Genomic DNA, 26401 nt, shown 5'->3' with positions numbered 1-26401 from the left:
TCATGCATGGCAATTGAATATTCATGGCTTTATCTATCACGATAGAGTTTATGCTCATTGTCATCACCACCTTGCCAGACGTTTACGTCAGGCTTTTTTTATGGAAGATTTTTTATGAGTACAACCCCACTTGCCCTACTCTCGGTCTCTGATAAATCCAATATCGTTGAGTTTGCTCAAGGCCTTATCAAAGCAGGTTTCGGCTTACTTTCTACTGGCGGTACTTATCGCCTACTTACAGAAAACAATGTTGCTGTGACTGAAGTTTCAGACTACACCGGCTTTCCTGAAATGATGGATGGTCGTGTGAAGACACTACATCCTAAAATCCATGGTGGTATTTTGGGTCGCCGTGGTACAGACGATGCGATTATGAGTGACCATGCCATCGAACGTATTGATTTGGTGGTCGTAAACTTATATCCATTTGCTGAGACGATTGCTCGTGCTGACGTGACTATGAACGATGCTATCGAAAATATCGATATTGGTGGCCCTACTATGGTACGCTCAGCGGCAAAGAACCATGCTCATGTGGGTATCGTAACTGACCCTGCCGACTATGATCGCGTGATTGACGCTCTAAATGGCACCACTGAGCTAACAGCTGGGCTGCGCTACGATTTGGCAGTCAAAGCCTTTGAGCATACCGCACAGTATGACGGTATGATTGCCAATTTCTTAGGTAGCCGTGTCAATGAGACACAAGAGCCAGAAAACTTCTCACGTACATTCAATGTGCAGCTAGAAAAAGTACAAGACCTACGCTATGGTGAAAACCCGCATCAAAACGCAGCGTTTTATACTGAAAACCAACCCCTAAGAAGCCAGCAGGCCTCTATCGCTACAGCTAAGCAGTTGCAAGGTAAGGCGCTATCATATAACAATATTGCCGATACTGACGCTGCCCTTGAATGCGTAAAAGCCTTTAGCGCCTCTGCTTGCGTAATCGTCAAACATGCCAATCCTTGCGGCGTTGCAGTTGATAATGATCAAGTAGCGGCCTATCGCACTGCTTTTAGCACTGACCCTGAGTCTTCTTTTGGCGGTATCATTGCATTCAACCGTCCATTAACTCTTGCTGCTGCAAAGGCCATCATTGACAATCAATTTGTAGAAGTCATCATTGCGCCTAGCATTGAAGACGGTGTGCTTGAAGCGACTGCTACTAAGAAAAACGTACGCGTATTGGTATGTGGTGAACTACCAGCACCAGATCAGCGTGATAGTCAGCTTGATTACAAACGCGTCAATGGCGGCCTACTCGTACAAGAGCAAGACCTTGGTTTGATTACGGCAAACGATCTAAAAATCGTCACTGACGTACAACCAACTGAAGCACAAGTGGCGGATCTATTGTTCAGCTGGAATGTGGCAAAATATGTCAAATCTAATGCTATCGTTTATGCGAAAGGTCAACGTACTATCGGTGTTGGCGCGGGTCAAATGAGCCGCGTTAACTCAGCACGTATCGCTGCTATCAAAGCAGAGCATGCTGGACTGGCCACTGAAGGTGCCGTTATGGCCTCAGATGCCTTCTTCCCTTTCCGTGACGGTATCGATAACGCTGCCGAAGTGGGTATCTCTGCTATCATCCAGCCAGGTGGCTCTATGCGTGATGATGAGACCATTGCAGCCGCTAATGAGCACGGTATTGCGATGGTATTCACTGGCATGCGTCATTTCCGTCATTAGACTGTAATGTCGTTTTATAGATTGACATAAATAGCAGTCGTGATATTCAACTGCTATTTATGATCAATCTTAACAATATAAGTGCTATCCACAAAAAAGCCACTGTAACATTACAGTGGCTTTTTTCTAGTCAATGCTTTTTTTTAGTAACAGGATAAACGCTTAGCGCCCTTGCGCATTAGCCATATTAGATTCATTGATCTCAACCTGATACATCAGACGCAGATAATCTAAGTAGTCTTGCAACTGATCTTGACCCAAATTGTCACGAATGATGCTAGCGGTCTGCGCTCGTTGCATATCAGACAGTGGTGACTGTTGCTCAGTTTGGATGCGATCACCCACCAACAGCGTTGCACCAAGCTCAGTCTCACTAGCAAGGGCCACCACGTTACCATCAGTAGCTTGCTTGCTAAAAGCCAAGCCGCGCTCTTTGTCTGTTAGCAGTGTCGTCTGACGGTTTATCTCACCCAATGCTCGTAAGCTTACTGACTGCTTAGAGATATCGGCTGGCGTTTTGATACCGGCAGCTACCGCCTTGGCTTCTTTTAATGCCAACGCTGTGGCTCTTTGCTGGCGTAATATCTGAGTGATTCTTGGCGTAGCAGCACTCAGAGCAAGCGTCTTGGTAGGACGATAGTTGGTTGGTTGTACCCATACCGTACCATTACCGACTTCTATACCAGCTGTTACTGCTTGATCTTGAATCGTAAACTCATCAAAAGCCTGTTTGACCACTGCTGGTTGCGACAGGACTGAGCTGTTGTTTTGTTTGCGGTAATCTTTGATATTTTTTAGCGTCACATTCTCTTGCTGTGCTATATCTTCGATACTAAAACCATCTGCTGCCAAATCATTAATCGACGTTACTTTGTCCGCATAAATCTCTTGACGCTTATATTCTTTCGCTTTTGCTGTTAGCTCTTCACGCATACTCTCAAGACTCGGTATTTTTTCACCATTGTCTTCGGTAACTGTAAATATCTGATAGCCAAAGCTGGTTTTGATAGGTGCGGTCACATCACCGACGCTCAATCCTTCTAAAGCGTTCTGAACCGTATCAGCATCACTACCAAATACAGAAGGGTTGAAGCGACCGATATCACCACCTGTTTCACCTGTTGGATCATCTGATTCTGTTTTGGCCACAGCAGCAAAAGACTCCCCTTTCGCTAAGCGCGCTTTGATTTTGTCTGCTCGTGTCTTAGCGTCATCACCCGTCAATAGAATTTGGCTCACTCGGCGCTCGTCAGTAGCAGCAATACTTTGCTTATACGCTTCATACTGCTGCTGTAATTCTTCTGAGGTTATCTCATCGACTTTGATGGTCTGCGGGCTAAGCTGGATGTAAGCCAAATTGACCATCGCCGCACTTTTTAATGTGTCTTTGTTGGCATCATAGTACGTTTGGATGTCGGCTTTGCTGAGCTTGACCTGATCTGCGTAGTCTTGCCAGTTAAAACGGTGTATCCAGACATTGCGTGACTCTAGTTGTAAGTCAATTAACTGACTAACCGCCTGCATGGGATATACCGCTGTCCCTACGATACTGGCATTCAATTGATCCAAACTTAGCTGATTACGAAACTCTGCAAACAACTGGTTTTTGGTCATACCACGTTGACGCAAGAAGTTTGAAAACTGGTCATTAGAAAAATTGCCATCCGCGTCTTTAAATATATCTTCTTCGCGCAGTAGACGATTGATCGTATCATCAGAGACTGTCATGCCAAGCTTGCCCGCCTGCTGCTCTAACAGGGTACGGTCAATCAGACCTTTTAGCACTTGTTCATGCAGTACGTCTTCATTTAATAAACTGGCATCATCAACTTGCTCGAGTATTTCGCTACGGCGGTTATTGACGGCAGTCTGATACTCGGACAACCCTACGCTTGCCTCACCTACCTGAGCGACTTGATTGGGATCAACTCCACCGCCAAAATAGCTTTCGACACCCAATAAGGCAAGTGGCGATAGGCATAAAATCAATAAAATGCGACCCGGCCAGCTTTTTAAGAAATCGCGCAATTTATCCATAGTTATCTCTGCTTTATTAACCTATATTGATGAAAAACCATTGTAATACCGCTAGGAGCCAATAAATGCAACCTGCCAATATCAATGCTATCTAAGCCGGCAATGGCAAAAAAGAAGAACGTCTGCATGTTATAAAATAAAACAAGGCTGAATAGCAAACCTTACTTGAACAACGCATCTATCGCGCGCCCTATGATACGTGATTTTTCATCTATACTCAAAATATTCACATCGTATTATTCACGTTATATGATGCAAACTATAGCGACAAAAAAAGCACCTAAATATTAGGTGCTTTCTTGGTGCTTAGCTTATGACATCAGCCAAAGCACTCATTTGCTATAGGGCGTCTTAGTTCAAGCGCTCTTTTAGGTTTTTGCCAGCTTTAAAGCTTGGTACTTTGCTTGCTGGGATGCTTAGCTCTTCACCAGTTTTTGGGTTACGGCCCGTGCGCGCTTTGCGATCTTTTACGCTAAAAGTACCGAAACCAACTAGAGAGATGCTATCGCCAGCTTCTAAAGCTTCGCCAACACTTTCCATTACAGCATTCAAAGCATCACCAGCTTGAGTCTTATTTAGACCACTTTTGTCCGCGATGCTATCAATTAATTCTGACTTATTCATAAAATTTCCTTCAAGTTTAAGGGGGTAATAAACGCTCACGCCAAGCATTGTAACGCTCTCATGGTACTTACGCAATAAAAACTACCTGACTGGCGTATTAACAGGTTTCACTTTGTTATCGTCTTTATATCAAGGCAGCATAAGGAGCGCAAGCGATTTTACATATTTTTGTGCGATATACTACGTATTTGACACCCAATGTTACGCAAAACATCTGCAACCTGTATTCAGGCAGGTTACTTTATCCTATCTAACCACCCTGCATATTTATTTATGCTTTGAAACGATTGTCAGACGGTGTCTGTGCACTGCCAGTCATAAATAGTAGTGTCTTTATTGACTGCTAAATTGTACTGTAATAATTTTGCCACTGACAGAAACTAGCGTTACTTTTTATTATAAAGGCGTTACTATAAACGAAATATCACTGCAAATTCTGTATACAGATAAACTTAAGTTCACTGATGTTCAATTTGCTAAATAAAAAAATGGATTACTTGCATGAAGCGTTCTACGTTGTCTCACTCTCTTCTTAATATTATTCTGGTGTTCATAGAGTCAGCGCTAACACTATTGTTGCGTTTAGATCCTGAACTGCGTAAAGCCGCTTATCCACTTGCTAAGCAAGGTACCGTTGTGGCACTACGTTTATACCTACCTCATGTAGAAGTGTTTGCTACTTTTAGCACCAAAGGTGTGTTATTGGATGCGCAGCTACCTGTTGGACGTAGCGAGCCTGATGTTGTCATCAATGCCTATAGTATTCAGGTCATCAACGCCATCACGACTCATGACAGAGAAACAACCGAAAAATTACAAATGCGCGGTGAATCTCTACAAGTGCAACTGGTCAAGCAGTTCATTATACAGCTTGGTCTTGGGAGCCTGATTCAGGGTTTGATCAGAAAAATAAAAGGCGGTAAAGGCAAAACCAAACCGACCGATGCTGAAATGGCAGAGAAAAAAGATAACTACAAGCAGCGCATTAAAGAACAACAAACCCAAATCAATACATTGACCATCAAAAACCGCGAGCTTGAGACCACGGTAAAAGAGCTACAAAGTAAGCAAAAAACCTTAGTGGTTGTGACCGTCGTAGCGCTTGTCATTATGATCGGCTCAGTCATTGCTCTACTTATGAACTAGCGCTAATCAAGAGCACTCTCAACACTTATATACTTAGTACTAGCTATACATAAGCGTTTAATACTCGAAGTAGTATTAAACGCTTATGTATAGCACCCTCCTCTCTACTCCACACCTTTATCGCTAGCTACCTTATCACTACCCATCATTTAACAAGCTTTTTATAATCTGTATATATAATCAACTCTACTACTGGTTTATAAGTACATGTCACACGTCATTGTTTTTATCAATCATAGCGATAAGCTCTATTAACCGTTCGACCACACTTTAATCTTGACTAAATTACTCAGGATTAAGTATAATTGACCTAATCGTTGCACACATCGGGCTAACCATCTGTTGTCTAATAACGATAAAACACAACTTAGCTGGGTAAAAATGCTATACCGCTATAGTATTACCTTTACATATACCCCTCTAAGATCGTTGTTGAATAAAATGACATACAAGTTTGGAGATGACACATGCGTTTAACTACTCGAGGCAGATATGCTGTCACTGCTTTATTAGATTTAGCACTGCAAACCAGTCAACAAGAGAGTGCTGTTTCTTTATCTGATATCGCCAAACGACAATCGATTTCTATCTCCTACCTCGAACAGTTGTTTTCCAAACTTCGTAAACGTGGTCTTGTGACTAGTATTCGCGGTGCTGCAGGTGGCTACCACTTAGCTAAACCGTTAGATGAGATAGATGTGATGAGTATCATATCTGCCGTCGACGAGTCGGTAAATGCTATGCAGTGTGAAGGACGCGGTGACTGTCAAGGTGGTACAATGTGCCTGACCCATGACCTATGGTGTGCATTGTCAAATCATATTGAGCAGTACTTGAAAAATATAACATTAGCGCAATTATTAGATATGGAAAACGTGCAGTCAGTATCAGAGCGTCAGCACACCTCTACAAAAGATGTTTCTATAAAAGACATCAATACTATTACTCTATCGAACAGCGAGGCAAACCCAGCATGAGCCAACACAACAACCTTATATACTTAGATTATGCCGCCACTACACCAGTTGCTAGACCAGTAGCTGCTAAGATGAGCGAATATCTGACAGTAGATGGCATCTTTGGTAACCCAGCTTCTCGCTCACATGGCTATGGCTGGCAAGCAGAAGAAGCTGTTGAGACTGCTCGAGGGCAAGTTGCTGAAGTTATCAACGCTGATCCACGCGAAATTGTCTTTACTTCTGGTGCTACTGAGTCTGACAACCTAGCTATTAAAGGCGCAGCTCACTTCTATCAGTCTCGTGGTAAACACATCATCACTAGCAAAATTGAGCATAAAGCCGTGTTAGACACGTGCCGTGAGCTTGAGCAAGAAGGTTTTGAGATTACCTATCTTGAGCCGCAGCCAAGCACTGGTCTTATCTTAGCAGAGCAAGTAAAAGAAGCGCTACGTGACGATACTATCTTAGTATCACTTATGATGGTGAACAACGAGCTTGGTACGATTACTGATGTGACTGCAATCGGTGAAATCACTCGTGAAGCTGGTGTCATATTCCACGTCGATGGCGCACAGTCTGTTGGTAAAGTAAAAATCGATCTTGAAGAAATGAAAATTGATTTGATGAGCTTCTCAGGTCATAAAGCGTATGGCCCTAAAGGTATCGGTGCATTATTTGTTCGTCGCAAGCCACGTATTCGCCTAAAAGCAGAGCAACATGGTGGTGGTCATGAGCGTGGTATGCGTTCAGGTACACTGCCGACGCATCAGATCGTTGGTCTTGGCGCCGCGTTTGCTCTAGCCAATGAAAGCTTTGAGACAGACCATGCACATGCAGCAAAATTACGTCAAAAGCTGTGGGATGGTCTTCAAGATATCGAAGAGATTTATCTAAACGGTGATCTTGAAAACAGCGTACCTAATATCGTTAATATCAGCTTTAACTTTGTTGAAGGTGAGTCGCTAATGATGTCGCTAAAAGATTTAGCTGTATCGTCAGGATCAGCCTGTACATCAGCAACGCTTGAGCCATCATATGTATTGCGCGCTATCGGTCGCCCAGACGAATTGGCACATAGCTCAATCCGCTTCAGCTTTGGTCGTTATACGACTGACGAAGACGTCGATACCGTTATTAAGCAAATGCATGAAGCTGTTGACAAATTGCGTGCCCTATCACCACTTTGGGATATGTACCAAGAAGGTGTTGACCTGAACTCAGTTGAGTGGGCTGAGCATTAATTTTTAGTATAGCTTTTTAGTATTAAGTAACCATATATAGTTTATTAAACGATTGATTAGACAATTAAGTTAAGCGTTTGACCCCAATTATCGATGAGTAGTCAGACATTCAAAGTTAACAAACGACTATTCATCATCTAACCAGGAGAAAACCCCATGGCCTATAGTGACCAAGTTATTGATCATTACGAAAACCCACGCAACGTTGGTAATCTTGATAAAAATGCCAAAAACGTTGGTACCGGCATGGTCGGTGCCCCAGCTTGTGGCGATGTAATGCGTCTACAAATCCAAGTTGATGATAATGGCATTATCGAAGACGCACGCTTCAAAACTTATGGCTGCGGTTCAGCAATTGCTTCAAGCTCGCTTGTTACTGAGTGGCTAAAAGGCAAGAGCTTGGATCAAGCTGGCGAAATCAAAAACAACGATATCGCTCAAGAGTTAGCGTTACCACCAGTAAAGGTCCATTGCTCTGTACTTGCAGAAGACGCTATTAAAGCAGCTATCAGCGACTACAAAGGTAAGCACGGTACAGCAGTAACGGCAGAAGAAGCTGCTATCTAAGCTCAACCTATTAGCGTCTGCGTTATGATTTACTAGCAATGCTAAAGTGGCAATATCTAAATAGCTACTGACGCTAAAGAGGTGACAATGACATTATGTAATTGTCACCTTTTGTTTTCTGGTAGTCGCTAGTCTATTATTTTGGCAAACTTCTAATTTTAGTTGCCAATTTATACAAATTTTTATTAATACTTATGATTATTAATAGTCAATGGGAGTTGGCATGATTGAAATGACAGAACGCGCCGCTCAGCATGTTCGAGACTTTTTGGACAACCGCGGCAAAGGTGAAGGTATTCGAGTTGGCATTCGTACAGCGGGTTGCTCGGGCCTCGCTTACGTTTTAGAGTTTGTAGATACTCCTGATGAGAATGACACGCGCTATGAGAGCCGCGGTGTAAGCATCTTTATTGACCCCAAAAGCCTAGTGTATTTGGACGGTTTGTTAATGGATTACGAAAAAGAAGGCTTAAACGAAGGCTTCAAATTCACCAATCCTAATCAGAAAGGCGAATGTGGCTGCGGTGAATCTTTTACTGTCTAATACTTTGATAAACTACTAGCCAGATAAAGACTTAAAAAAACAAATAAAAAGTAAGGCGTATGATATGACAGACTCTATTCTAGACACGCAATTTGAGAACTTCTTTGCCCTATTTGAGCAACCTGTACAATTTGAAGTCAACCAAGACAGTCTGGATCAACATCTACGTCTATTACAAAAACGCTATCATCCTGATAATGTCGCAAAGAATTTAGCAGATACCAAGCAAGCAAAGCAGCAATCAGAGCAAGCCTCCGCTATCATCAATCAAGCATACCAAACGCTCAGTGCACCTGATAGCCGTGCTGGTTATCTATTGGATATGGCAGATCAAGCTCAAAATATAGAGCACTCAATTGCAGATTTGGATTTTTTAGAAGATGCGATGGAGATGCGAATGGATCTAGATGACGCTATTACAGGTAAAAACCTTGCAACCTTGCAGCAGTTACATCCTCAAATTACAGCACGCCTAAACAATCAGTCTGAACGCTTTAATGCTGCTTATACAGAGCAAGACTGGGGTACAGCCATTGATGCGACACAAAAACTGAAATTCTTAGTGAAGTTAAATGCTGATGTGACGACTGGTCTCGATGATGTCGCCAGTACAGCGCATTCAGATGATGACGATCTCTATGTTTAGATGTCCGTAGGTCGTGTATTTTTTGGCAATTAGATTTTAGTTTTGGCGTTCGATTCTGTATAGATGGTTAAATTAATATCAACTATGCCGTATAATCTCTAACCCTAAGTATGCATGACTGCCAAGATTTTCTGTCCTCAATGTGAGAACGTAGTTGTTATATCTACACTATATTTGCTCCATTTTACTTATTCATTTTATCCCTGAGTTATTCTTATGTCTTTAATGCAAATTGCCGAACCCAATCAAAGCGCCCAACCTCACCAGCATCGTTTTGGTCTAGGGATTGATCTTGGCACCACGCGCTCACTGGTCGCCGTAGTACGTTCAGGCAAGGCGCAAGTCTTAGAAGCAGGCAAAGCGTCAGATACGTTGTTGCCTTCTGTAGTCTATTATCCAGCGACAGGTAACCCATTAGTGGGCTATGATGCCTTATCTCATTTAGCAGACGATCCAAAAAATACGATCGTCTCGGCTAAGCGTTTTATGGGTCGTAGCCAAACTGATATCAAATTTTCTCATCCTTATGAGTTGTCTGGTAATACAGATGCTATGCCAGCATTTGTCACGGCTCAAGGTGAAGTGTCACCTGTGGAAGTCTCAGCTCGTATATTGGCGGCGCTTGAGCAACGTGCAGCAAGTGCCCTACCTGCAGACAGTATAGAAGGTGCTGTCATTACGGTTCCTGCCTACTTCGATGAAGCGCAGCGTCAAGCGACTAAAGACGCTGCCCAAGCGGCTGGTATCAATGTGCTACGGTTGTTAAATGAACCAACTGCGGCTGCAGTCGCTTACGGTCTCGATCAACAAAATCAAAATGATAACGAAGAAAACTATTACCTAATCTATGATTTGGGCGGTGGTACTTTCGATGTGTCTATTCTAAAGTTAAATGATGGCGTTTTTGAAGTATTGGCAACGGGTGGTAATAGTGCGCTAGGCGGGGACGATATTGACCGTCTTATTACCAACTGGATCATCAAGCAGTTGAGTATTGATCCAAAACAGGTAAGCCTTCATGACAAATCGATACTCGCACAACAAGCCAAAGCTTATAAGCAAGCATTAACTGAAGCAGAACAGGTTGATATTGACGTTACTGTCAACGGACAGTCTTACAAAGGCACACTAATCCGTGAAGACGTGTTAGCTATTGTCGAGCCTGTTAGTCGTCGCACCTTGAGCGTATGTGAACAAGTACTGCGCGATGCTAAGCTAAATGCTACAGATTTAGACGAAGTGATTTTAGTTGGCGGTTCAACCCGTATGCCCGCCATACAAGCAGTCGTCACTGAATTTTTTGCCAAGCAGCCGCTTTCTCGTCTCAATCCAGATGAAGTTGTTGCTTTAGGCGCGGCCCAAACTGCTCACCAGCTGGTCAATGGCGACAGTGATAGCAATCTGTTGTTGTTAGATGTGACGCCATTATCATTAGGTCTTGAGACCATGGGCGGCCTCGTTGAAGTACTGATTCCGCGTAATACGCCTATCCCTGTCAAAAAACGCCAAGTGTTTACTACTTATCAAGATGGTCAAACTGGCATGGTTATCCATGTAGTGCAAGGCGAGCGCGAAACCGTCGAAAACTGTCGCTCGCTTGGACGTTTTGAGCTATATGGTATTCCGTCTATGAAAGCTGGGTTTGCTCGTATCGAAGTCACCTTTAGTATCGATGCCAATGGTCAGCTTACTGTCAGTGCTCAGGAAACGACGACCAAAACAGAAAGTAAGATCGAAATTGTGCCGTCTTATGGTTTGTCTGATGAGCAAAAAGAACAATTGCTTGTTGCTGGGTTTAAGCATGCAGAAGAAGATAAAAATGCGCGCTCGTTAATTGAAACTAAAGTAGAAGCTGAACGTGAAGTATTGGCTTTAGAGTCTGCACTGAACGAGTTTGCAGCGCTACTCTCTTCTGATGAGCAGCAGTCTTTAGCAGAGCAAATACAAGCACTGAAGACCGCACTTGGCACTAGTGATTTAACACTTATAGAAGCGCAGCAGGCTCAGCTCAAGCCACATAGCGATGCTTTTGCTGCTCGCATTATGAATCAAAGCGTCAAAGCCAGCATGGCAGGTACTAGTGCTAAAGACTGGTAAGCGACACGCTTAAAATGATAGCTTAGTCATTATACTAAGCTAATTTCTTACTTTTAGATTGATTAGCATTGGACAAATAATTTATGCCAAAAGTTACTGTACTACCCCATCACGAAATTTGCCCAGAAGGTGCAGAAGTTGAGCTAGAGTCTGGCGAAAACCTATGCAAAGCGTTGCTAGGAAAAGGCATCAAAATTGAGCATGCTTGTGAGATGTCAAAAGCATGCACGACGTGTCACGTTGTCGTACGCAAAGGATTTAATAGTCTAGATGAGATGGATGATGTGGAAGCGGATCTATTGGATCGCGCATGGGGTTTAGAGCCTGACTCGCGTCTGTCATGTCAGGTCATGCTTGATGATGAGGATTTAACCATCGAAGTACCCAAATATACGCTGAACCATGCAAAAGAAAACCATTAATAAACAACAAGTTTTATTTTACTCTCAAAAAAGCCAGCTATGATTAAATAGCTGGCTTTTTCCATCGATAACATGTCACGATATTACTGCTCATATCATGACTTTTTCTGAGTGCTATGGCGTTTACTTTCTTCAGCTATACTAGTGGCCAGTTTTTCTTCTTCTTGCTCGATACGCTCAAGCGCAAAATTCAAGCGTGTTCTAATGTCCTGATAATCATTGTCTTTCATATCTTTAAAGTTCAAATGCAAGTTAAAACCCGGCAAGGTATGATCCACCCATTTAGACAAGTGACCTTTATTAGCATCAGGGTCAAACACCTGCCATGCGTCAATTTTATTATCAAAACCCTTTAGTCGAAACGCACCAGCATGCTGACACTCATAGTTATGGCAAATATAATCATAGGTGCTTTCGCTGACCAGTATCTCATCTTTGCCAGCATGTGCTTCAAGCCTTGATGCTAGGTTAGCTTCTTTACCGATGAGCGTATAGCTGAGGCGATTGTTGCTCCCGAAATTACCAACGTGGCAATAGCCTGTGGTAATACCGATGCGTATATACAAACCCTCAAACCCCATAAGCCGCCACTTCTGACGTAAGGTGCGCATCTCTCGGCGCATATCTATCGCCATCGCCACACAGTCTAGTGCATCTTGGCGTGAACCACGGCTATCAGGCTCTCCAAAAAAACAGACCATACCATCGCCAATAAACTTGTCCAATACAGCCCCATGCTTTTCAGCAATCAACGTCATGCAATGCATATAGGTATTCAAAATATCAGCCAAATTATCCGCACTTAAACTATCAGACAGCTCCGTAAAGCCTACAATGTCTGAGAACATAATGGTTAATTTAGCACGCTTGTTAGATACACTAACTGGACTATCTGTTCTGACAATGGGTTCCCAGATTTGCGGTGGTACAAAACGAGTCAGCTTATTGATAACTGATACCATCGTACTCAAACGCTCGCCTGCCTGCTGAGCACATGATTTGTAGGCAACATACTCTCGATACGTACGCCGAAACTGGCATAGAATCACAGCCATACTTGCCAATAGTACTGTAGGTGGTAACCAGCTGTCATTACAGTCTATTCCACTGGGTCTTAGAATGGCGCTGACATAATAGAAAATGACAGCAGTCACTAAGGCTACGGTAAACAATCTTAGGCGATTCTGAGGCTTATTTAGAATAATTCTAACAGCAATCAAAGACGCCAAGCTGAGCGATATAATAATGCAAAACTGTGTCACGCCAATAACGACTGCCAGTAAAACAATGACAATATTGGACGTCCAAAAGTTGGTCTGGCGTCGATAGTTATAGATGAGAATCATCAGACTAGGCAGTGCAATAATAACGAGCAATGCCATTGAGGTAGGACGGAAGTCGTAGTATACAGCGAGTAACATGACCGTGAGTATTAAAACAAAAACTTCTGGGTAGTCAAATCGGCAGATGCCTTTACCCTCTAATAAAGTTTTTGGTTTCAATGTCTCTTTAAAAGGCATATTGAGTGTTCACTTAAATAAGACGGACTATCGAAGAGACAAGACATATAAGAATAACATGTATAGGCACTTTGTCTTTATGATAAATAATCATAAGATATATCTAATAATATATTATACTTTTTAAATAGTACGAAACCTAGGTCATCGGTAACTAAAAAAACACCATTTATCATCTAATTGCACTACTGACTCGTAAGGTTTTATGGCTGTAAACACCCAATAGTATTAAAAAAGAAGCCAGATACAATCAGGTATCTGGCTTCTTTTCATTTCTGCATTATTTATTACTTCATAACTGTCGTTGTTACGCTGACACGTCGAATCTTTTTTATTACCGATTTCTTTTGTTAGCGGCACTATTAATAAATAGTATCAACTAACAATAGTGTCGATCACTTACTACATTTGCCAATCGAACGGCATTTGATGATGACCGCGTAGTGCCATCATCAATGTCTGCTGCATTTGTGCCAACACTTCTTTGGTATAAGGGACTGCTGGTACACCCCATACTGGATTTGGCCATTGCATGTCGTTTTGATAACGGACAATATGGTGAAAATGAAGTTGGGGTACTTGGTTGCCAAGGGCAGCGACATTCATCTTGTCCGCTTGAAACGTTTTAGCTAACTGGCTCGATAACCAGCTTGACTCACGTAAAAACTGAGTCTGATCTGCTTCAGACAGCTCATACAGCTCTTTTATACCTGATACGCGCGGCACTAATATCAGCCAGGGAAATTGACAGTCATTAATTAAACGACAAGTGGATAATGGAAAATCCCCTACTAAAAAACTATCAGCAGCAAGTTTATGATGAAGTTGGAACATAATGACGGTTCTCTTGTTGTTTAATGCAAATAAAAGTAGGTACAAAATATAAAAGGTGAAATACAGTTTGGCTATTTTATCAGTTATCCTTTCGATAAAATAGCACCATAACTGACTGCTTCACTGTTACCTATCAACCTACTCAAACTCTCTACCCTTTGTCAAAGCCAAGCTAAGCAGGTTCTGCTACCATATGCTCGCTAAAATAGCGCAACAGTTCTTGTATGACTGTCACGCGCTGCTGCGGTGTTGCCAACTTATCGCTATGTTGATAGCGAATACCAGATGCGCCATTCATACGGTAATGCTGACCATTCGATTGAATTAGCTTAATAATAGCTAAGGCATCGACTGGCGTATCTGGCGCAAACTCCAGCGTCATACTACTACTATTCGCATCAATCTTGTTGATCTTCAGTGGTTCTGCTTGCAAACGTAGTCCATGAATGGCGAATAGCTGCTTGGTTTGGTCCGGTAACGCGCCAAAGCGGTCAATCATCTCTGTACGAATATCCGTCAACGATTCTTTGTCATCGGTGTTACTAATTCGTTTATAAAACAATAAGCGCTGATGTACGTCGTGTAGATACTCTTCTGGAATAAGCACCGAGCTATGCAAGTTAATCTCGCTGGTTAGTGATAATGGTGTGTTCAAGTCAGGCTCTTTACCGGCTTTAATTGCTTTAGTCGCTCGCTCCAGCATATCCATATACAGGCTAAAACCAATCGCCTGCATATTACCACTTTGCTGCTTACCCAATATCTCACCTGCTCCGCGAATCTCTAGATCTTCACTCGCCAGCATAAAACCTGCGCCAAGTGTATTGGCGCGTTCAATCGCGTGGAGGCGGCGCTTGGCATCTCCTTTAAGACCTTTAAGAGAAGGCACTAATAAGTAGCAATACGCCTGATGATGACTACGTCCTACGCGACCTCGCAGCTGGTGTAGTTGCGCTAGACCAAATTTATCAGCACGCTCAATGATAATGGTATTGGCATTTGGCACATCAATACCGGTTTCGATGATAGTCGAGCATACCAGTACATTAAACTTTTTGTGATAGAACTGCTGCATGATTTGCTCAAGTTGGCGCTCTTGCATTTGCCCGTGAGCGACACCTACTCGCGCTTCTGGTACGAGGTCACGAATGGTCTCTGCCATACGCTCAATACTAGCCACATCGTTATGTAATAGATATACCTGCCCGCCGCGTAGCAGCTCACGTAGGATAGCCTCTTTCATCAATGCTTCTGTCTTTTGCATGACAAAGGTTTTGATGGCAAGGCGACGTGCAGGTGGGGTTGCGATAATAGACATATCACGCATGCCTGAGAGCGCCATGTTAAGCGTTCTAGGGATAGGCGTCGCTGTCATAGACATACTATCTACATCTGTCTGAATGGCTTTTATACGCTCTTTGTGGCGTACGCCAAATCGGTGCTCTTCATCAACGATCATCAGCCCTAGGTTGGCAAACTTTACATCAGGCTGCAATAGTTTATGAGTACCAATCACGATATCGACTTTACCATCAGCCAAATCCGCCAGCACCATGTCTTGATGTTTTTTACCACCGAAACGTGACAAGCTCTCAATACGCACTGGCCAATCAGCGAAACGATCGCGGAAGTTGTCTTCGTGCTGTCCTGCGAGCAGTGTGGTAGGTACCAATACCGCCACTTGATAGCCTGCACTAACAGCAATAAAGGCAGCTCGCATGGCCACTTCTGTTTTACCAAAACCAACATCACCGCAAATGAGACGATCCATTGGCTGGTTTTGTCTCATGTCTTCCATAACCGCGTGGATGGCATTGGCTTGGTCAGCAGTCTCTTCAAACGCAAATTGACTGGCAAATAGCTCATATTGTGACGGATCTATTTTAAAGTGGATGCCAACTTTAGCTTCACGCCTCGCTTGCATGTTGAGCAGCTCTGCGGCAACATCATGAATCTGTTCTAATGCTTTTTGCTTCGCCCTATCCCACTTACCACTACCAATCTTATGGAGCGGTGCTAACGCTGGATCGCCGCCACTATAGCGACTGATCATTTGCAAGTTAGCGACTGGCACATAGATGCTGGCATCATCGTCATATTTTAGATGAATAAACTCTTGCTCACCATCGCCCACATCTAGCGTAATCAGACCGTTATAGCGACCGATACCATGCTCAATATGAACCACTGGGCTACCGTCTGTTATCTCAGTGACACTTTTGACTAAGAACTCTTCTGATACCCCGCTTTGACGACGGCGACGCGTTTGTAAGACTTGACGACCAAACAGCTGCGTCTCACTGATTAATACTAAGCGTTCAGGCACATAGACACCGCGCTCAATCGGTGCCACAGTCAAACCGACAAGCGGTAAACGAGCATTATTCATAGCACTCGTTTTATCTGCTGCTAAGAATGCTTCAAAGCTATCGTATGCTTTGATATCAACCTTACCTCTAAACAGCTCAATGAGAATCTCACGACGGCCAGCAGTTTCTGCGACGATTAGTACTGGCGTTGCGGTTTCTTGTTGTGTGGTTAAGAAGGCTAGTAGCTCAGCCAATGGTTCAGATTTTTGGTGGTTGACTGCCAGCTCTGGCGGTTTTTGCGCACTTAATGTGACTAGGCCTTGCTGTTTAGTCTCATTATCAATGATATCGAGCGGCAGCTGTCTCTCAGATGGGAGTTTACTTTCAATATCCTGTGTCGCTAGCTCATCGCGTGCGCTTAGTATCACTCGCGGGTACTGGTTTAACTGCTCGTTGAGCGCGTTAGATAATAGATATAACAGCGCAGGGTCCACGATAGGCTTATCAATATCGTGCCGGCGCTCCTCATAACGGCGCTGGATTTGTGACCAATAGTCCGCCTGTTTTTCGTTAATGAGTTCATCTGTGATAAACAGCGCATCGCTTGGCAAATAAGAAAACAATGTACTTTCTTCTTGCCAGTCTTTTAGGTCAAAAAATAGTGGCTGATAATACTCCAGCCCGCTACTCGCAATACCTGCCATCACATCTTTATGCAGCTCAGACTTGCGGCTACTGGCATTAGGGAACATGGCCGCAAAATTCATGCGGAACGTCTCGCGACCCTCATCCAGTGGGAACTCTTTTGCGGGAAGTATTTGAAACTGCTCGATAGGCTTAGAAATATCCGGCAATTTGTGCAGCAGCGACAGTGACTCTTTGCCCATACTGGTGTCATTGCCCGTTAGCATTGCCTTGAGATCGTCAGCGGTCAAAGTGCGCTGCGTTTGCGGATGAAAAAAGCGAATGGTTTCGATTTCGTCATCAAATAGGTCCAAACGTAGTGGGAAAGGCTGACCCATAGCAAAAATATCAATAATGCTGCCACGCACAGCAAATTCACCAGGCTCAAAGACATTGTCAACAGCACGGTAGCCCGCTTTTGCCAATAGCCCGCGTTGAGTGCTGATATCGAATCGATCGCCAACACTCAAGTCAAAATGCTGACCAATTAACCAACTCGGCGGCGCCACACGATGCATTAGCGCTTGTACTGAGATAAGTAGCACGCCTGAGCTTGGCATATCTGTCAACAAGTTAATACGTTCGCTGACGATATCTTGATGCGGTGACAGCTCATCATATGTCAGTGTTTCCCAGTCGGGGAACACATAGGCATCGACCCCGCAAAATGCCAGCTCGGTTTCTATCTGATTGAGTTGGTTTTGGTCGCGTGCCACCACGACCTTTAATCGCTCGGCAACATTCCATAGTGGCGTCTGAACCAAACTTGCCAACCACAAGCTACTGACCGCACCATGGACAGGCGCTAGCCAACGCCGCTCGGCATTTTGGATAGGGAACAACTGCTGGTTAATAGGGTCGAACGCATCAGTCAAAGCAGTAATAGGCATAAAAGATAGGATCAAAGTTAGGGAATTAGAAAGCTATTATACGAATATTTGAGCAATTACCAATACGATTTGACAAAACCAAACAGTTTGTTAGTATGGCACGCTTTTTATAATTACCGATCTTAACGTTTATTGTTTTGAGCTCTCTTTCTATTATTAGCATTTTATTGTTTCTATATATGCTTTCGCATATTAGCTTAAACAATTATCTCCTATAAAGGCTTCTGACTGAGTGTCAACTACTCAGTAGCTTTTACGATTTATAGATCCTTAGAAGCCCTTTTATATCACCTAAAATTTAAAGCTTGTAGCTGCCAAAAACTATTTACTATTAATAAGTAGTCGATACTTTGACGGTGTCCAGCTCAGCTAACTCATCAGGAGATTCGTCACCTATGAACGAGCAAAAACAGATTCCAAAGCATCTTCTCGACAAGTTCCGTCGCAGACTCTATACCACTGAGCATACCACTGGTGAAAACAACACTGAGATATTAGGGTTAGATTTACACAGGCCTGTATTCTTCTTTACCGCGTTTGCCGTTATTGGCTTTGTTTTGTTTGCATTATTACTACCTAATATAGCTAACGCTTGGCTTAATGGTGCTCAGGATTGGGTGGTCAATAGCTTTGATTGGCTGTTTATCAGTACCGCTAATATCATGGTGGTATTTAGTCTGATATTAATTGTGTCACCCTATGGTAGTATCCGAATTGGCGGTATCAATGCCAAACCTGATTTCAACCGGGGCTCATGGCTCTCAATGCTGTTCGCAGCTGGTATGGGCATCGGTCTTATGTTTTGGAGTGTGGCTGAACCATTGGCTTATGCAAGCGGCTGGGCAGGTACACCACTTGGCGTAACCGCAGGCAGTCCTGAAGCATATCGTGCTGCTATGGGTGCAACGATGTATCATTGGGGTTTGCATCCTTGGGGTATCTATGCCGTCGTTGGTTTGTCATTGGCCCTATTTGCTTATAATTTCCGCTTTCCATTGACCATGCGCTCCGTGTTTTATCCTATTTTTAAAGAAAAGACGTGGGGGTTACCTGGCCATATTATTGATATATTGGCCGTACTAGCGACGATATTTGGTTTAGCAACGTCACTAGGCTTGGGTGCTCAACAAGCAGCCAGTGGACTCAATTATTTGTTTGGTTGGGATTTTGCAGGTAATTCACTTGAGATTGCCATCATAGTGGTCGTCACTGCGCTTGCCACAATATCAGTGGCACGTGGTCTCGATGGCGGGGTCAAGCTGTTGAGTAACGTTAATATGTTGGTCGCTTTGGCGTTACTATTGTTCGTATTCTTCGTCGGAGACTCACTCGGGCTTCTAAGCAAAATCGGCGCCACCACTATTGATTATGCAACTTATATCATCCCTTTATCTAATCCTATAGGCCGCAGTGATGGTGAGTTCTTTCACGGCTGGACCGTATTTTATTGGGCGTGGTGGATCAGCTGGTCACCATTTGTAGGTATGTTTATTGCGCGTATCTCAAAGGGTCGTACCGTGCGTGAGTTTATTACCTCAGTGATGCTAGCCCCTACCCTAGTAACCATCGTCTGGATGACGGTATTTGGACAGTCAGGATTGAGCCAATATGACAACCAAGTCGGTAAGCTGGCAGGTGGGGTTAGTGATGCGTCCTTAACCTTGTTTCAGATGCTAGCAAATCTTCCTTTAGGGACCATTACCTCTTTAATTGCTATCATTCTAGTAATGGTGTTTTTTGTGACCTCATCAGACTCAGGATCTTTGGTTGTCGACACGATTACAGCGGGTGGTAAGCTTGAAGCGTCAATATACCAGCGTATATTTTGGGCGGTTGCTCAAGGTCTTATTGCTATTGCGCTTCTTTATGGCGGCGGCGCACAAGCTCTAAAAACCATCCAAGCAGGCTCAGTAAGCACAGGCCTACCTTTTACCTCGGTATTGATCGTGATGTGTATTAGTTTGTGGCTTGGCTTACGCAGAATTTATAAAGCACGTGAGCAGATGCTCTCGGAGCTTGAAAAATATTAACGGTTTGCTTATTTTCAATCAAAAAACCCAGTTCTGTCATTGAACTGGGTTTTTTCTTTATAGTCGTTTGGGATATATATTTGTTAGTGATTATATGAAGTTCAGACCAATAATAATTTACGCTATTAAAGGCTCATAACTTGCAATAATGCCATTGTTATCTGCATAAACAAACATGCCTGAGTTGAGCGTTAAATCACCAAAGCTGATTTCAATATCTGTTTGGCCTTCATCACGTCGGGTCGACTTGCGCGGAATACAACCAAGCGCCATGACACCAATATTCATCGCTGCCATGTCATCAACATCACGTACACACCCATATACGATCACTCCAGCCCAGCCATTGTCGATGGCTGATTGCGCAATCATATCCCCCAGTAGTGCGCAGCGCATAGACCCGCCGCCGTCGACGACCAACACTTTACCGTTGCCCGCTTCATCTTTGCCATTACTATTCAATAGTGACTTAACGCGGCTATTGTCTTCAAAGCATTTGACAGTCACGATTTCGCCGCAGAACTTATCTTTTGCGCCAAAGCTATGAAACGACTTACCTTCTATATTAGGTAAGCATACCTGCGACTCAGGATTATCATCCAATAAATCACAAGTCACAAAATTCTCTCTATTCATTTCCATTGATTCTGACATTTCTTCTGCTCCTTATCATTAATGAGTTTGCTCGTTAATATCTTTATGCCAACTAAAAATACTGTATTTTCTGCCAGTGTTGTAATTTTAGGCTCGTATTATTGGTAGATGTTCACTCTAGATGAGCAGTCTCGTATGGCAACTTTAGAACGTACTCTGCATTCAAAAGACACCATACCGTTATTTCTTGACGCGAGTCATTGACAGCATCTTCTTGTTTTCGATAATGTCTGTCTGCTGGGTCTGAGGTTCGGAGCGGTATTTACTACGATGATAGATCTCATGCGCACTCATCGCCATAGCACTAGCGACACGTTTGGCAGAGATCGGATGTAGTGAGAGCGACTCTGAGACCAAAGGCGAGATCAGCTTAAACGCTTTTTGACCAATACTCTCAAGCGGACGTCCTTGATGTTTGCCTAGCAATAACGAAGGTCGTAAGATCACCAATTGCGTAAAGCCCAATGCCATAATAGACTGCTCAGTCTCGCCCTTAACACGATTGTACAAAAACCGACTGTCGATATCAGCATTCATCGACGACAGTAGAAAGAAGTTTTCTACCCCTTTATCACGGCATAGTTTGGCAAAGTTGACATTGTAATCGTGATCTATCTTTCGAAAAGCCTCATCGCTACCCGCTTGTTTTTTGGTCGTACCCAGACAGCTAAAGGCATCTGTCGTTCGGTCAGCACCGACGCTTGCGAACACCTCAGAGAGGTTTTCAAAATCATTAACCTGATAAAATCGCATGCTGGCATTAATGTAGCGTGGCGGGCGCCGAGCGATCACAATCAGTGTGTCATAAAGCTCACTCAGCTGTTTTGCCAAATGCTGCCCTACCAATCCCGTTGCGCCAATCACAATTGCTTTTCGCTGCATACTCTATCCACTTATATGACATTAAAAATTCTGTATTGATGAAGAATGACCCATGCTAAGGTCTATCGTTAGGATATCATACCTAAATTCATAGCCAGCTGACGCCATTATGCACAATATATTGTAAAAGATTTTATCAGCTACTTATATCTTCTAGTGTCTATGATTGGTTTCGTTATCTAAATGAGCCAAATTTATAAAATTACACCACTTCTTTGAGCATTAATCATCAAATATATTGTCCTGTGCTCAATAATTTGCTAAGATAACCGGCTTTACACGTCAACGCTGTTTAATTATTCCAAACAGTTCTGGCGCTTACGATGGTCTATCTATATTAGATACTTTAATATTAGGCATCGACATCATGTTTGACGAGACGGCTGCTCGTCACCGATGATTGTTAAACCCATTATTGCAATCAACATTCATATTTTTATCTGTCTTTATCAAGGAGATACGCGTGGCTAATACTGCACAAGCTCGTAAACGCGCCCGTCAAAACACCAAACGTCGTCAGAACTCTGCGTCACAACGCTCTATGGTTCGTACTTACTTAAAACGTGTTGATGCGGCTATCGAAGCTAAAGATTATGACGCGGCTACCGAAGCTTACAAAAAAGCGGTACCAGTTATTGATCGTATGGCTGACAAAGGTATTATTCATAAGAATAAAGCTGCTCGTCGTAAGAGCCGCCTAAACAAAACAATCAAAGGCCTACAAGCTTAAGATTTGTATTGTTTAGACCGCATCACGCTTTTATAGCGTAATGACTAAAACCTTGCCACTGGTTCTCATACCGGGGCAAGGTTTTTTTATGCCTACTCGATATATATCTAGTGGAACGTCATTACCATTTTTTGATGAAATCTTATGTCCATTGCACCCCTGGTGGTAATAGCAGTTTACTTGGGTGATACCCTGCTGCACGATACCCATTCAACAATGAACTAATCGGACGTGTATATACTTGACCACGCCAGATAAAATGCGCATTTGCCTGATCAAAAGGTTTATCATCAAACCACAAAAACACCCCTTCCATCATCTTTGGCCAGTCATTCCAGTCAATCTCAACCAAATCAAACATCACTGCTAAAAATGCAGACAACAATGTATCGTGACTCACAGCAAGCATTAAATGACCGTGCTGTGGTTGGTTTTGATAAAAAAGCGATAGAATATCAAGACCACCTTGATAGGCATTTTTGGTGCCTTCAAGATTGCCTTGCAAAAAGCGATTGATAAAGTTTAGCACCCCAATCTCTTTGAATACTGGATTTGCTATTTCAGGCTCAGTGACGAGGCTACCAGGCTCAACCAATAGTGATTGATGTGCAATATCACGTTTGAGACCAGCCCCCTCCTGCATCAGCTGCGCGGTATCAATACAACGTCCAATCGGACTTGAAATACTATCGACATCGAGTGAGTATGGGAGGTGACCTGCAAGCCAACGCCCCCAAGACTTAGCCAATACGCGACCTTTAGGCGTCAGCGGTAGCTGATAACTGGCAAACCCATTGCCATCAGAGCGCTCACGCAAAGAATGCCTAGTAAACAATATCAGACGTTTGTCTTCAGGCAATAAACTGACAGAGGGAATCATACTGTCTGGCAGATGTGATGGCGCGGGCGCACTTGGTGTATGACTCGCAAGCTTGTCAGTAGATATTTTTGATGGGGTATCATTCAGATATTTACTCATGGTAGCAAGCGTAGCAGATTTTTTGTCAGGAATGAACAACATACAAATTCAGTTGCAATATATCTTGTAAATATTTGGTAGTATTTTAATGTTATATCAAAGCTAATTTAACCAATATCGATGACTCTATCCCATGCAAATGCTAAGGCCGTACTACTAACTTCATTGGGATAGGCTCTTGGATTGACGACTACCCGCGTATTGCCTATCTGATAATCAAAGGCTTCATGAGTGTGTCCATGTACCCATAGCATTGGTGCCCAGTCCTCATCCATCCATCCAGATAGATCACTAACGAAGGCCGCATTACTCGGTAAGTTGGCGTATTTTTTGGACACGGACAATGCGCTAACGCTATGATGGCTCATTACTATGGTCTTTTTACCCAGCGCTTTGGCAGTGATCAATGCTTGTTGCAACCACTGACGGTGTTTTGCATGAATTTGCATTGAGATTTCAGGCGAGAACATCTCTTTACCAGCATAGATTTGCTTATAATCACGCATAAAATGCTTAGCAGCAGCCATGGTGTCTTCATTAGCATGATACTGGTAATCAGTCCATAACGTACAGCCCAAGATCCGTACGTCCCCAATATCAATGTGCTGACATTGTAAGACACGGACACCCTCACCAGAAGCTGTGTTGTAGTTATCCCAAGTCGCAAGGTTTTGGTCAAAACTCAGTACATCTTCATCAAAATACTCATGATTGCCTGCGATAGTAATCAAAGGCACCTGTAAGCGTGCTGCTTGCTCTTGTAGCCATGGCATACCCTTATCACTATTGGCGGTATCTCCTGCTACCAATACGATATCTGCATCAGTCTTAGGAATATGCCCGATAGGCTGCGACTGGCGCACATAACTATCAATATGTAAGTCACTCAATATCTGTAATTTCATATTATTCAATATCATCCAGTAATGTCATTATCGACCATCTCACTAGCATACAAACGTACATCAAGTGCAGCCTCACTCTTTAAGCCAGCGCTTAGCAAGCCAAATACTCACTATGGTCGACAATACTTGAAAAATTCTATGAAGCATAAGACTAAACAGTGTAGCAGCTTTCTATCTGTCATCGAACAGTAAAAAGGCAGCCGTTCAGGCTGCCTTTTTACTGTTAACTACTACAAACACTATATATCAAATACTCTGAAGGATTTTGTTCAGCTTAGCCGCAGGATCTGTCGCTTGAGTAATCGAGCGCCCAATAACCAGATAATCAGAACCGTCTATCAATGCTTGACTCGGTGTACAGATGCGCTTTTGATCATCAGCATTGTCGTCAGCCAGCCGTATACCAGGTGTGACCAACTTAAAGTCTAGACCACAGAGCTGCTTAAGTGCCTTTGCTTCCTGTGCAGAGCAAACCACACCATCCAAACCAGCTTGCTTAGTCAATTGTGCTAAACGGCTCACTTGTATATCTAAGCCATCAGTAATACCTGTTTGCATCAGCGCCTCATTGTCCATTGAGGTCAATACAGTAACGGCAATGAGCAATGTATCAAGATCTTTATCTAGCAAACGTTGTTTTGCCAGAGACATAGCTTCTAGACCTGCACTTGCATGGACGTTCACCATCCACACACCAAGTTCGGCTGCAGCCACTACTGCTTGAGCAGTCGTATTAGGGATATCGTGAAATTTTAAGTCTAAGAATACTTCAAAATTACGCTGGTGTAGCGCCTTAATAACCTCAGGGCCACAGCGAGTAAACAACTCTTTGCCTACTTTCAATCGGCATAATGTTGGATCTAACTGATCAGCTAACGCTAAAGAGGCTTGCAGAGTCATGTTATCTAGGGCAACAATCACTGGAGAATTAATCATGTTATTCATGGTTTTGCCATATGTCAGAATTATCAAAGCATTATATTTTTGAGGTCAGCAGTACTGCTATCGCTCAGTAAGCTAGTCACGTTTACGCTTGGACAGCGTACCACCAGCATTCAAGTCAGTTTCCGCGGCGCCCTGGACATTAGTAGTCCTCGCACCATAAACGGCTTCATCCACCGTTGGCGCACTTGCTTGACGATCAATAACCGCATTGGCTTGCGTCAGCTGCTCTTTTAAATGTGTGTTCGCCTTATTTAGACGTGATATTTCCCATCTATTCTGTAAGACACGGAATATAAGCAATGACAGCAAGATGCCAATGACAATACCGAGCATTAAGCACAGGATGAGTAGCAGCCCCAAGTTCATCGTAGGCGCTTGCGAAAACAGTAAATTGACTCCAACCTCGGTATTATTTGCTAATACCAAACCAAGCGAATAAACAAAGCTCAAGAACAGCAATACAAATAGTAAAAAGCGCATGAGACAGTTACCCCTGTTTAGAATGATAAGGTGTGCTTGGTCAATAATAGATAAATATTAGCTATGTGCTACTTTATCGTTGACTGCTTCACGCAGAGCCTTACCTGGTTTAAAGTGTGGAATGGCTTTGGCTGGGACTGGTACACTTTCACCCGTCTTAGGGTTGCGTCCCACACGAGCACGGCGATGATGTAGACAAAAACTACCAAACCCGCGAACCTCGACTCGACCATCACTAGCCAAAGTATGAGTCATTAAATTTAATATTTCACGAACGGCATCATCGACAGTAGTATCTGCCATGTTGTCACAATTCGCACTCAAATTACTAATAAATTCAGATTTGTTGATCGCTTGCTGCATTATTACACTTGCCTTGTTGATTAATGGATAAACTGATGATGAAACAGTATCGTGTGCTTAGTAAATAATTTAATAGCTAATGATTAGCTATTCATTAAAAAATACATTCATGGCTAGAGTTAGGTTATAGCTCTGCATACACTGATGCTCACATCTCGTTACTCAATGTTGCAAATGATAGCGGATATTGCGGTAAATAGGAATAAGAGTTTGTCCAT

Annotated in this window: 23 protein-coding genes; 11 read left to right on the top strand and 12 right to left on the bottom strand. The window is 43.1% G+C overall.

The features are described from left to right. The first annotated feature begins 114 nt into the window (after positions 1-114). Complete coding sequence (purH, locus tag NJD71_RS01215) at positions 115-1695, top strand: bifunctional phosphoribosylaminoimidazolecarboxamide formyltransferase/IMP cyclohydrolase (protein ID WP_319050104.1); 1581 nt, start codon at positions 115-117, stop codon at positions 1693-1695. A gap of 162 nt (positions 1696-1857) precedes the next feature. Here purH and NJD71_RS01210 read toward each other — a convergent pair whose 3' ends face one another. Together NJD71_RS01210 and NJD71_RS01205 are read right to left on the bottom strand one after the other, a co-directional pair. After that, positions 1858-3732: a SurA N-terminal domain-containing protein gene (locus NJD71_RS01210; RefSeq protein ID WP_319050103.1), complete on the bottom strand. Its 1875-nt coding sequence runs from the start codon at positions 3730-3732 to the stop codon at positions 1858-1860. Between the two features lie 351 nt (positions 3733-4083). Further along, the gene (locus tag NJD71_RS01205; protein WP_161808411.1) at positions 4084-4404 is read right to left on the bottom strand and encodes an HU family DNA-binding protein; all 321 of its coding nucleotides are present in this window, start codon (positions 4402-4404) and stop codon (positions 4084-4086) included. A gap of 453 nt (positions 4405-4857) precedes the next feature. On the opposite strand from NJD71_RS01205, the gene NJD71_RS01200 reads away from it, so the two are divergent. The 8 genes from NJD71_RS01200 (at position 4858) to fdx (ending at position 11978) form a co-directional block, all read left to right on the top strand. Beyond that, entirely contained in the window at positions 4858-5502 is a 645-nt protein-coding gene (locus NJD71_RS01200; protein ID WP_319050102.1) for a hypothetical protein, read from the top strand. Between the two features lie 467 nt (positions 5503-5969). Beyond that, complete coding sequence (locus NJD71_RS01195) at positions 5970-6479, top strand: Rrf2 family transcriptional regulator (RefSeq protein ID WP_319050101.1); 510 nt, start codon at positions 5970-5972, stop codon at positions 6477-6479. After that, a complete protein-coding gene (locus NJD71_RS01190) occupies positions 6476-7702 on the top strand; it encodes an IscS subfamily cysteine desulfurase (protein ID WP_319050100.1) in 1227 nt (408 codons plus the stop codon). The genes NJD71_RS01195 and NJD71_RS01190 overlap by 4 nt, the downstream gene beginning before the upstream one ends. 156 nt (positions 7703-7858) lie before the next feature. Beyond that, a complete protein-coding gene (gene iscU / locus NJD71_RS01185) occupies positions 7859-8269 on the top strand; it encodes a Fe-S cluster assembly scaffold IscU (protein ID WP_319050099.1) in 411 nt (136 codons plus the stop codon). Between the two features lie 223 nt (positions 8270-8492). After that, complete coding sequence (iscA, locus tag NJD71_RS01180) at positions 8493-8813, top strand: iron-sulfur cluster assembly protein IscA (protein WP_021814983.1); 321 nt, start codon at positions 8493-8495, stop codon at positions 8811-8813. Positions 8814-8877: 64 nt separating this feature from the next. Further along, a complete protein-coding gene (hscB, locus tag NJD71_RS01175) occupies positions 8878-9459 on the top strand; it encodes a Fe-S protein assembly co-chaperone HscB (RefSeq protein WP_319050098.1) in 582 nt (193 codons plus the stop codon). Positions 9460-9675: 216 nt separating this feature from the next. Beyond that, positions 9676-11556: a Fe-S protein assembly chaperone HscA gene (gene hscA / locus NJD71_RS01170; protein ID WP_319050096.1), complete on the top strand. Its 1881-nt coding sequence runs from the start codon at positions 9676-9678 to the stop codon at positions 11554-11556. Between the two features lie 83 nt (positions 11557-11639). Then, positions 11640-11978: an ISC system 2Fe-2S type ferredoxin gene (gene fdx / locus NJD71_RS01165; RefSeq protein WP_319050095.1), complete on the top strand. Its 339-nt coding sequence runs from the start codon at positions 11640-11642 to the stop codon at positions 11976-11978. A 95-nt stretch (positions 11979-12073) separates the two neighbouring features. Here the strand turns inward: fdx and NJD71_RS01160 are convergent, their stop codons facing one another. The 3 genes from NJD71_RS01160 to mfd form a co-directional block, all read right to left on the bottom strand. Then, positions 12074-13498 (bottom strand): adenylate/guanylate cyclase domain-containing protein, encoded by a 1425-nt coding sequence (locus tag NJD71_RS01160; protein WP_319050094.1) that lies wholly within the window; start codon positions 13496-13498, stop codon positions 12074-12076. Between the two features lie 402 nt (positions 13499-13900). Then, positions 13901-14332, bottom strand: a complete 432-nt coding sequence (locus tag NJD71_RS01155; RefSeq protein WP_057759208.1) for an HIT domain-containing protein — start codon at positions 14330-14332, stop codon at positions 13901-13903. A 172-nt stretch (positions 14333-14504) separates the two neighbouring features. Further along, positions 14505-18215, bottom strand: coding sequence for a transcription-repair coupling factor (gene mfd, locus NJD71_RS01150; protein WP_319050093.1), 3711 nt, complete (start codon positions 18213-18215; stop codon positions 14505-14507). Positions 18216-18610: 395 nt separating this feature from the next. Here mfd and NJD71_RS01145 point away from each other — a divergent pair, with 395 nt between their 5' ends. Then, positions 18611-20245, top strand: a complete 1635-nt coding sequence (locus NJD71_RS01145; protein WP_319050092.1) for a BCCT family transporter — start codon at positions 18611-18613, stop codon at positions 20243-20245. 117 nt (positions 20246-20362) lie between these two features. Here NJD71_RS01145 and rraA read toward each other — a convergent pair whose 3' ends face one another. Next, on the bottom strand, positions 20363-20899 hold the full coding sequence (gene rraA / locus NJD71_RS01140) for a ribonuclease E activity regulator RraA (protein ID WP_319050091.1): 537 nt from the start codon (positions 20897-20899) through the stop codon (positions 20363-20365). 180 nt (positions 20900-21079) lie between these two features. Continuing rightward, positions 21080-21781: an NAD-dependent epimerase/dehydratase family protein gene (locus NJD71_RS01135; RefSeq protein WP_319050090.1), complete on the bottom strand. Its 702-nt coding sequence runs from the start codon at positions 21779-21781 to the stop codon at positions 21080-21082. Between the two features lie 463 nt (positions 21782-22244). Here NJD71_RS01135 and rpsT point away from each other — a divergent pair, with 463 nt between their 5' ends. Beyond that, the gene (rpsT, locus tag NJD71_RS01130) at positions 22245-22511 is read left to right on the top strand and encodes a 30S ribosomal protein S20 (RefSeq protein ID WP_058024191.1); all 267 of its coding nucleotides are present in this window, start codon (positions 22245-22247) and stop codon (positions 22509-22511) included. A gap of 142 nt (positions 22512-22653) precedes the next feature. On the opposite strand, the gene NJD71_RS01125 is transcribed toward rpsT, so the two are convergent. The 5 genes from NJD71_RS01125 to NJD71_RS01105 form a co-directional block, all read right to left on the bottom strand. Next, positions 22654-23490, bottom strand: coding sequence for a histidine phosphatase family protein (locus NJD71_RS01125; RefSeq protein ID WP_319050421.1), 837 nt, complete (start codon positions 23488-23490; stop codon positions 22654-22656). Between the two features lie 107 nt (positions 23491-23597). Continuing rightward, positions 23598-24395, bottom strand: a complete 798-nt coding sequence (locus tag NJD71_RS01120) for a metallophosphoesterase (RefSeq protein ID WP_319050088.1) — start codon at positions 24393-24395, stop codon at positions 23598-23600. 246 nt (positions 24396-24641) lie between these two features. Next, on the bottom strand, positions 24642-25340 hold the full coding sequence (pyrF, locus tag NJD71_RS01115) for an orotidine-5'-phosphate decarboxylase (RefSeq protein WP_319050087.1): 699 nt from the start codon (positions 25338-25340) through the stop codon (positions 24642-24644). A 72-nt stretch (positions 25341-25412) separates the two neighbouring features. After that, the gene (locus NJD71_RS01110) at positions 25413-25820 is read right to left on the bottom strand and encodes a lipopolysaccharide assembly protein LapA domain-containing protein (RefSeq protein ID WP_319050086.1); all 408 of its coding nucleotides are present in this window, start codon (positions 25818-25820) and stop codon (positions 25413-25415) included. 57 nt (positions 25821-25877) lie between these two features. Then, on the bottom strand, positions 25878-26183 hold the full coding sequence (locus NJD71_RS01105) for an integration host factor subunit beta (protein WP_319050085.1): 306 nt from the start codon (positions 26181-26183) through the stop codon (positions 25878-25880). Positions 26184-26401 lie beyond the last annotated feature (218 nt).

It is taken from the genome of Psychrobacter sp. PP-21 (assembly GCF_033790785.1).
Lineage (GTDB): Bacteria > Pseudomonadota > Gammaproteobacteria > Pseudomonadales > Moraxellaceae > Psychrobacter.
This window is presented reverse-complemented; position numbering and strand designations above follow the sequence as displayed.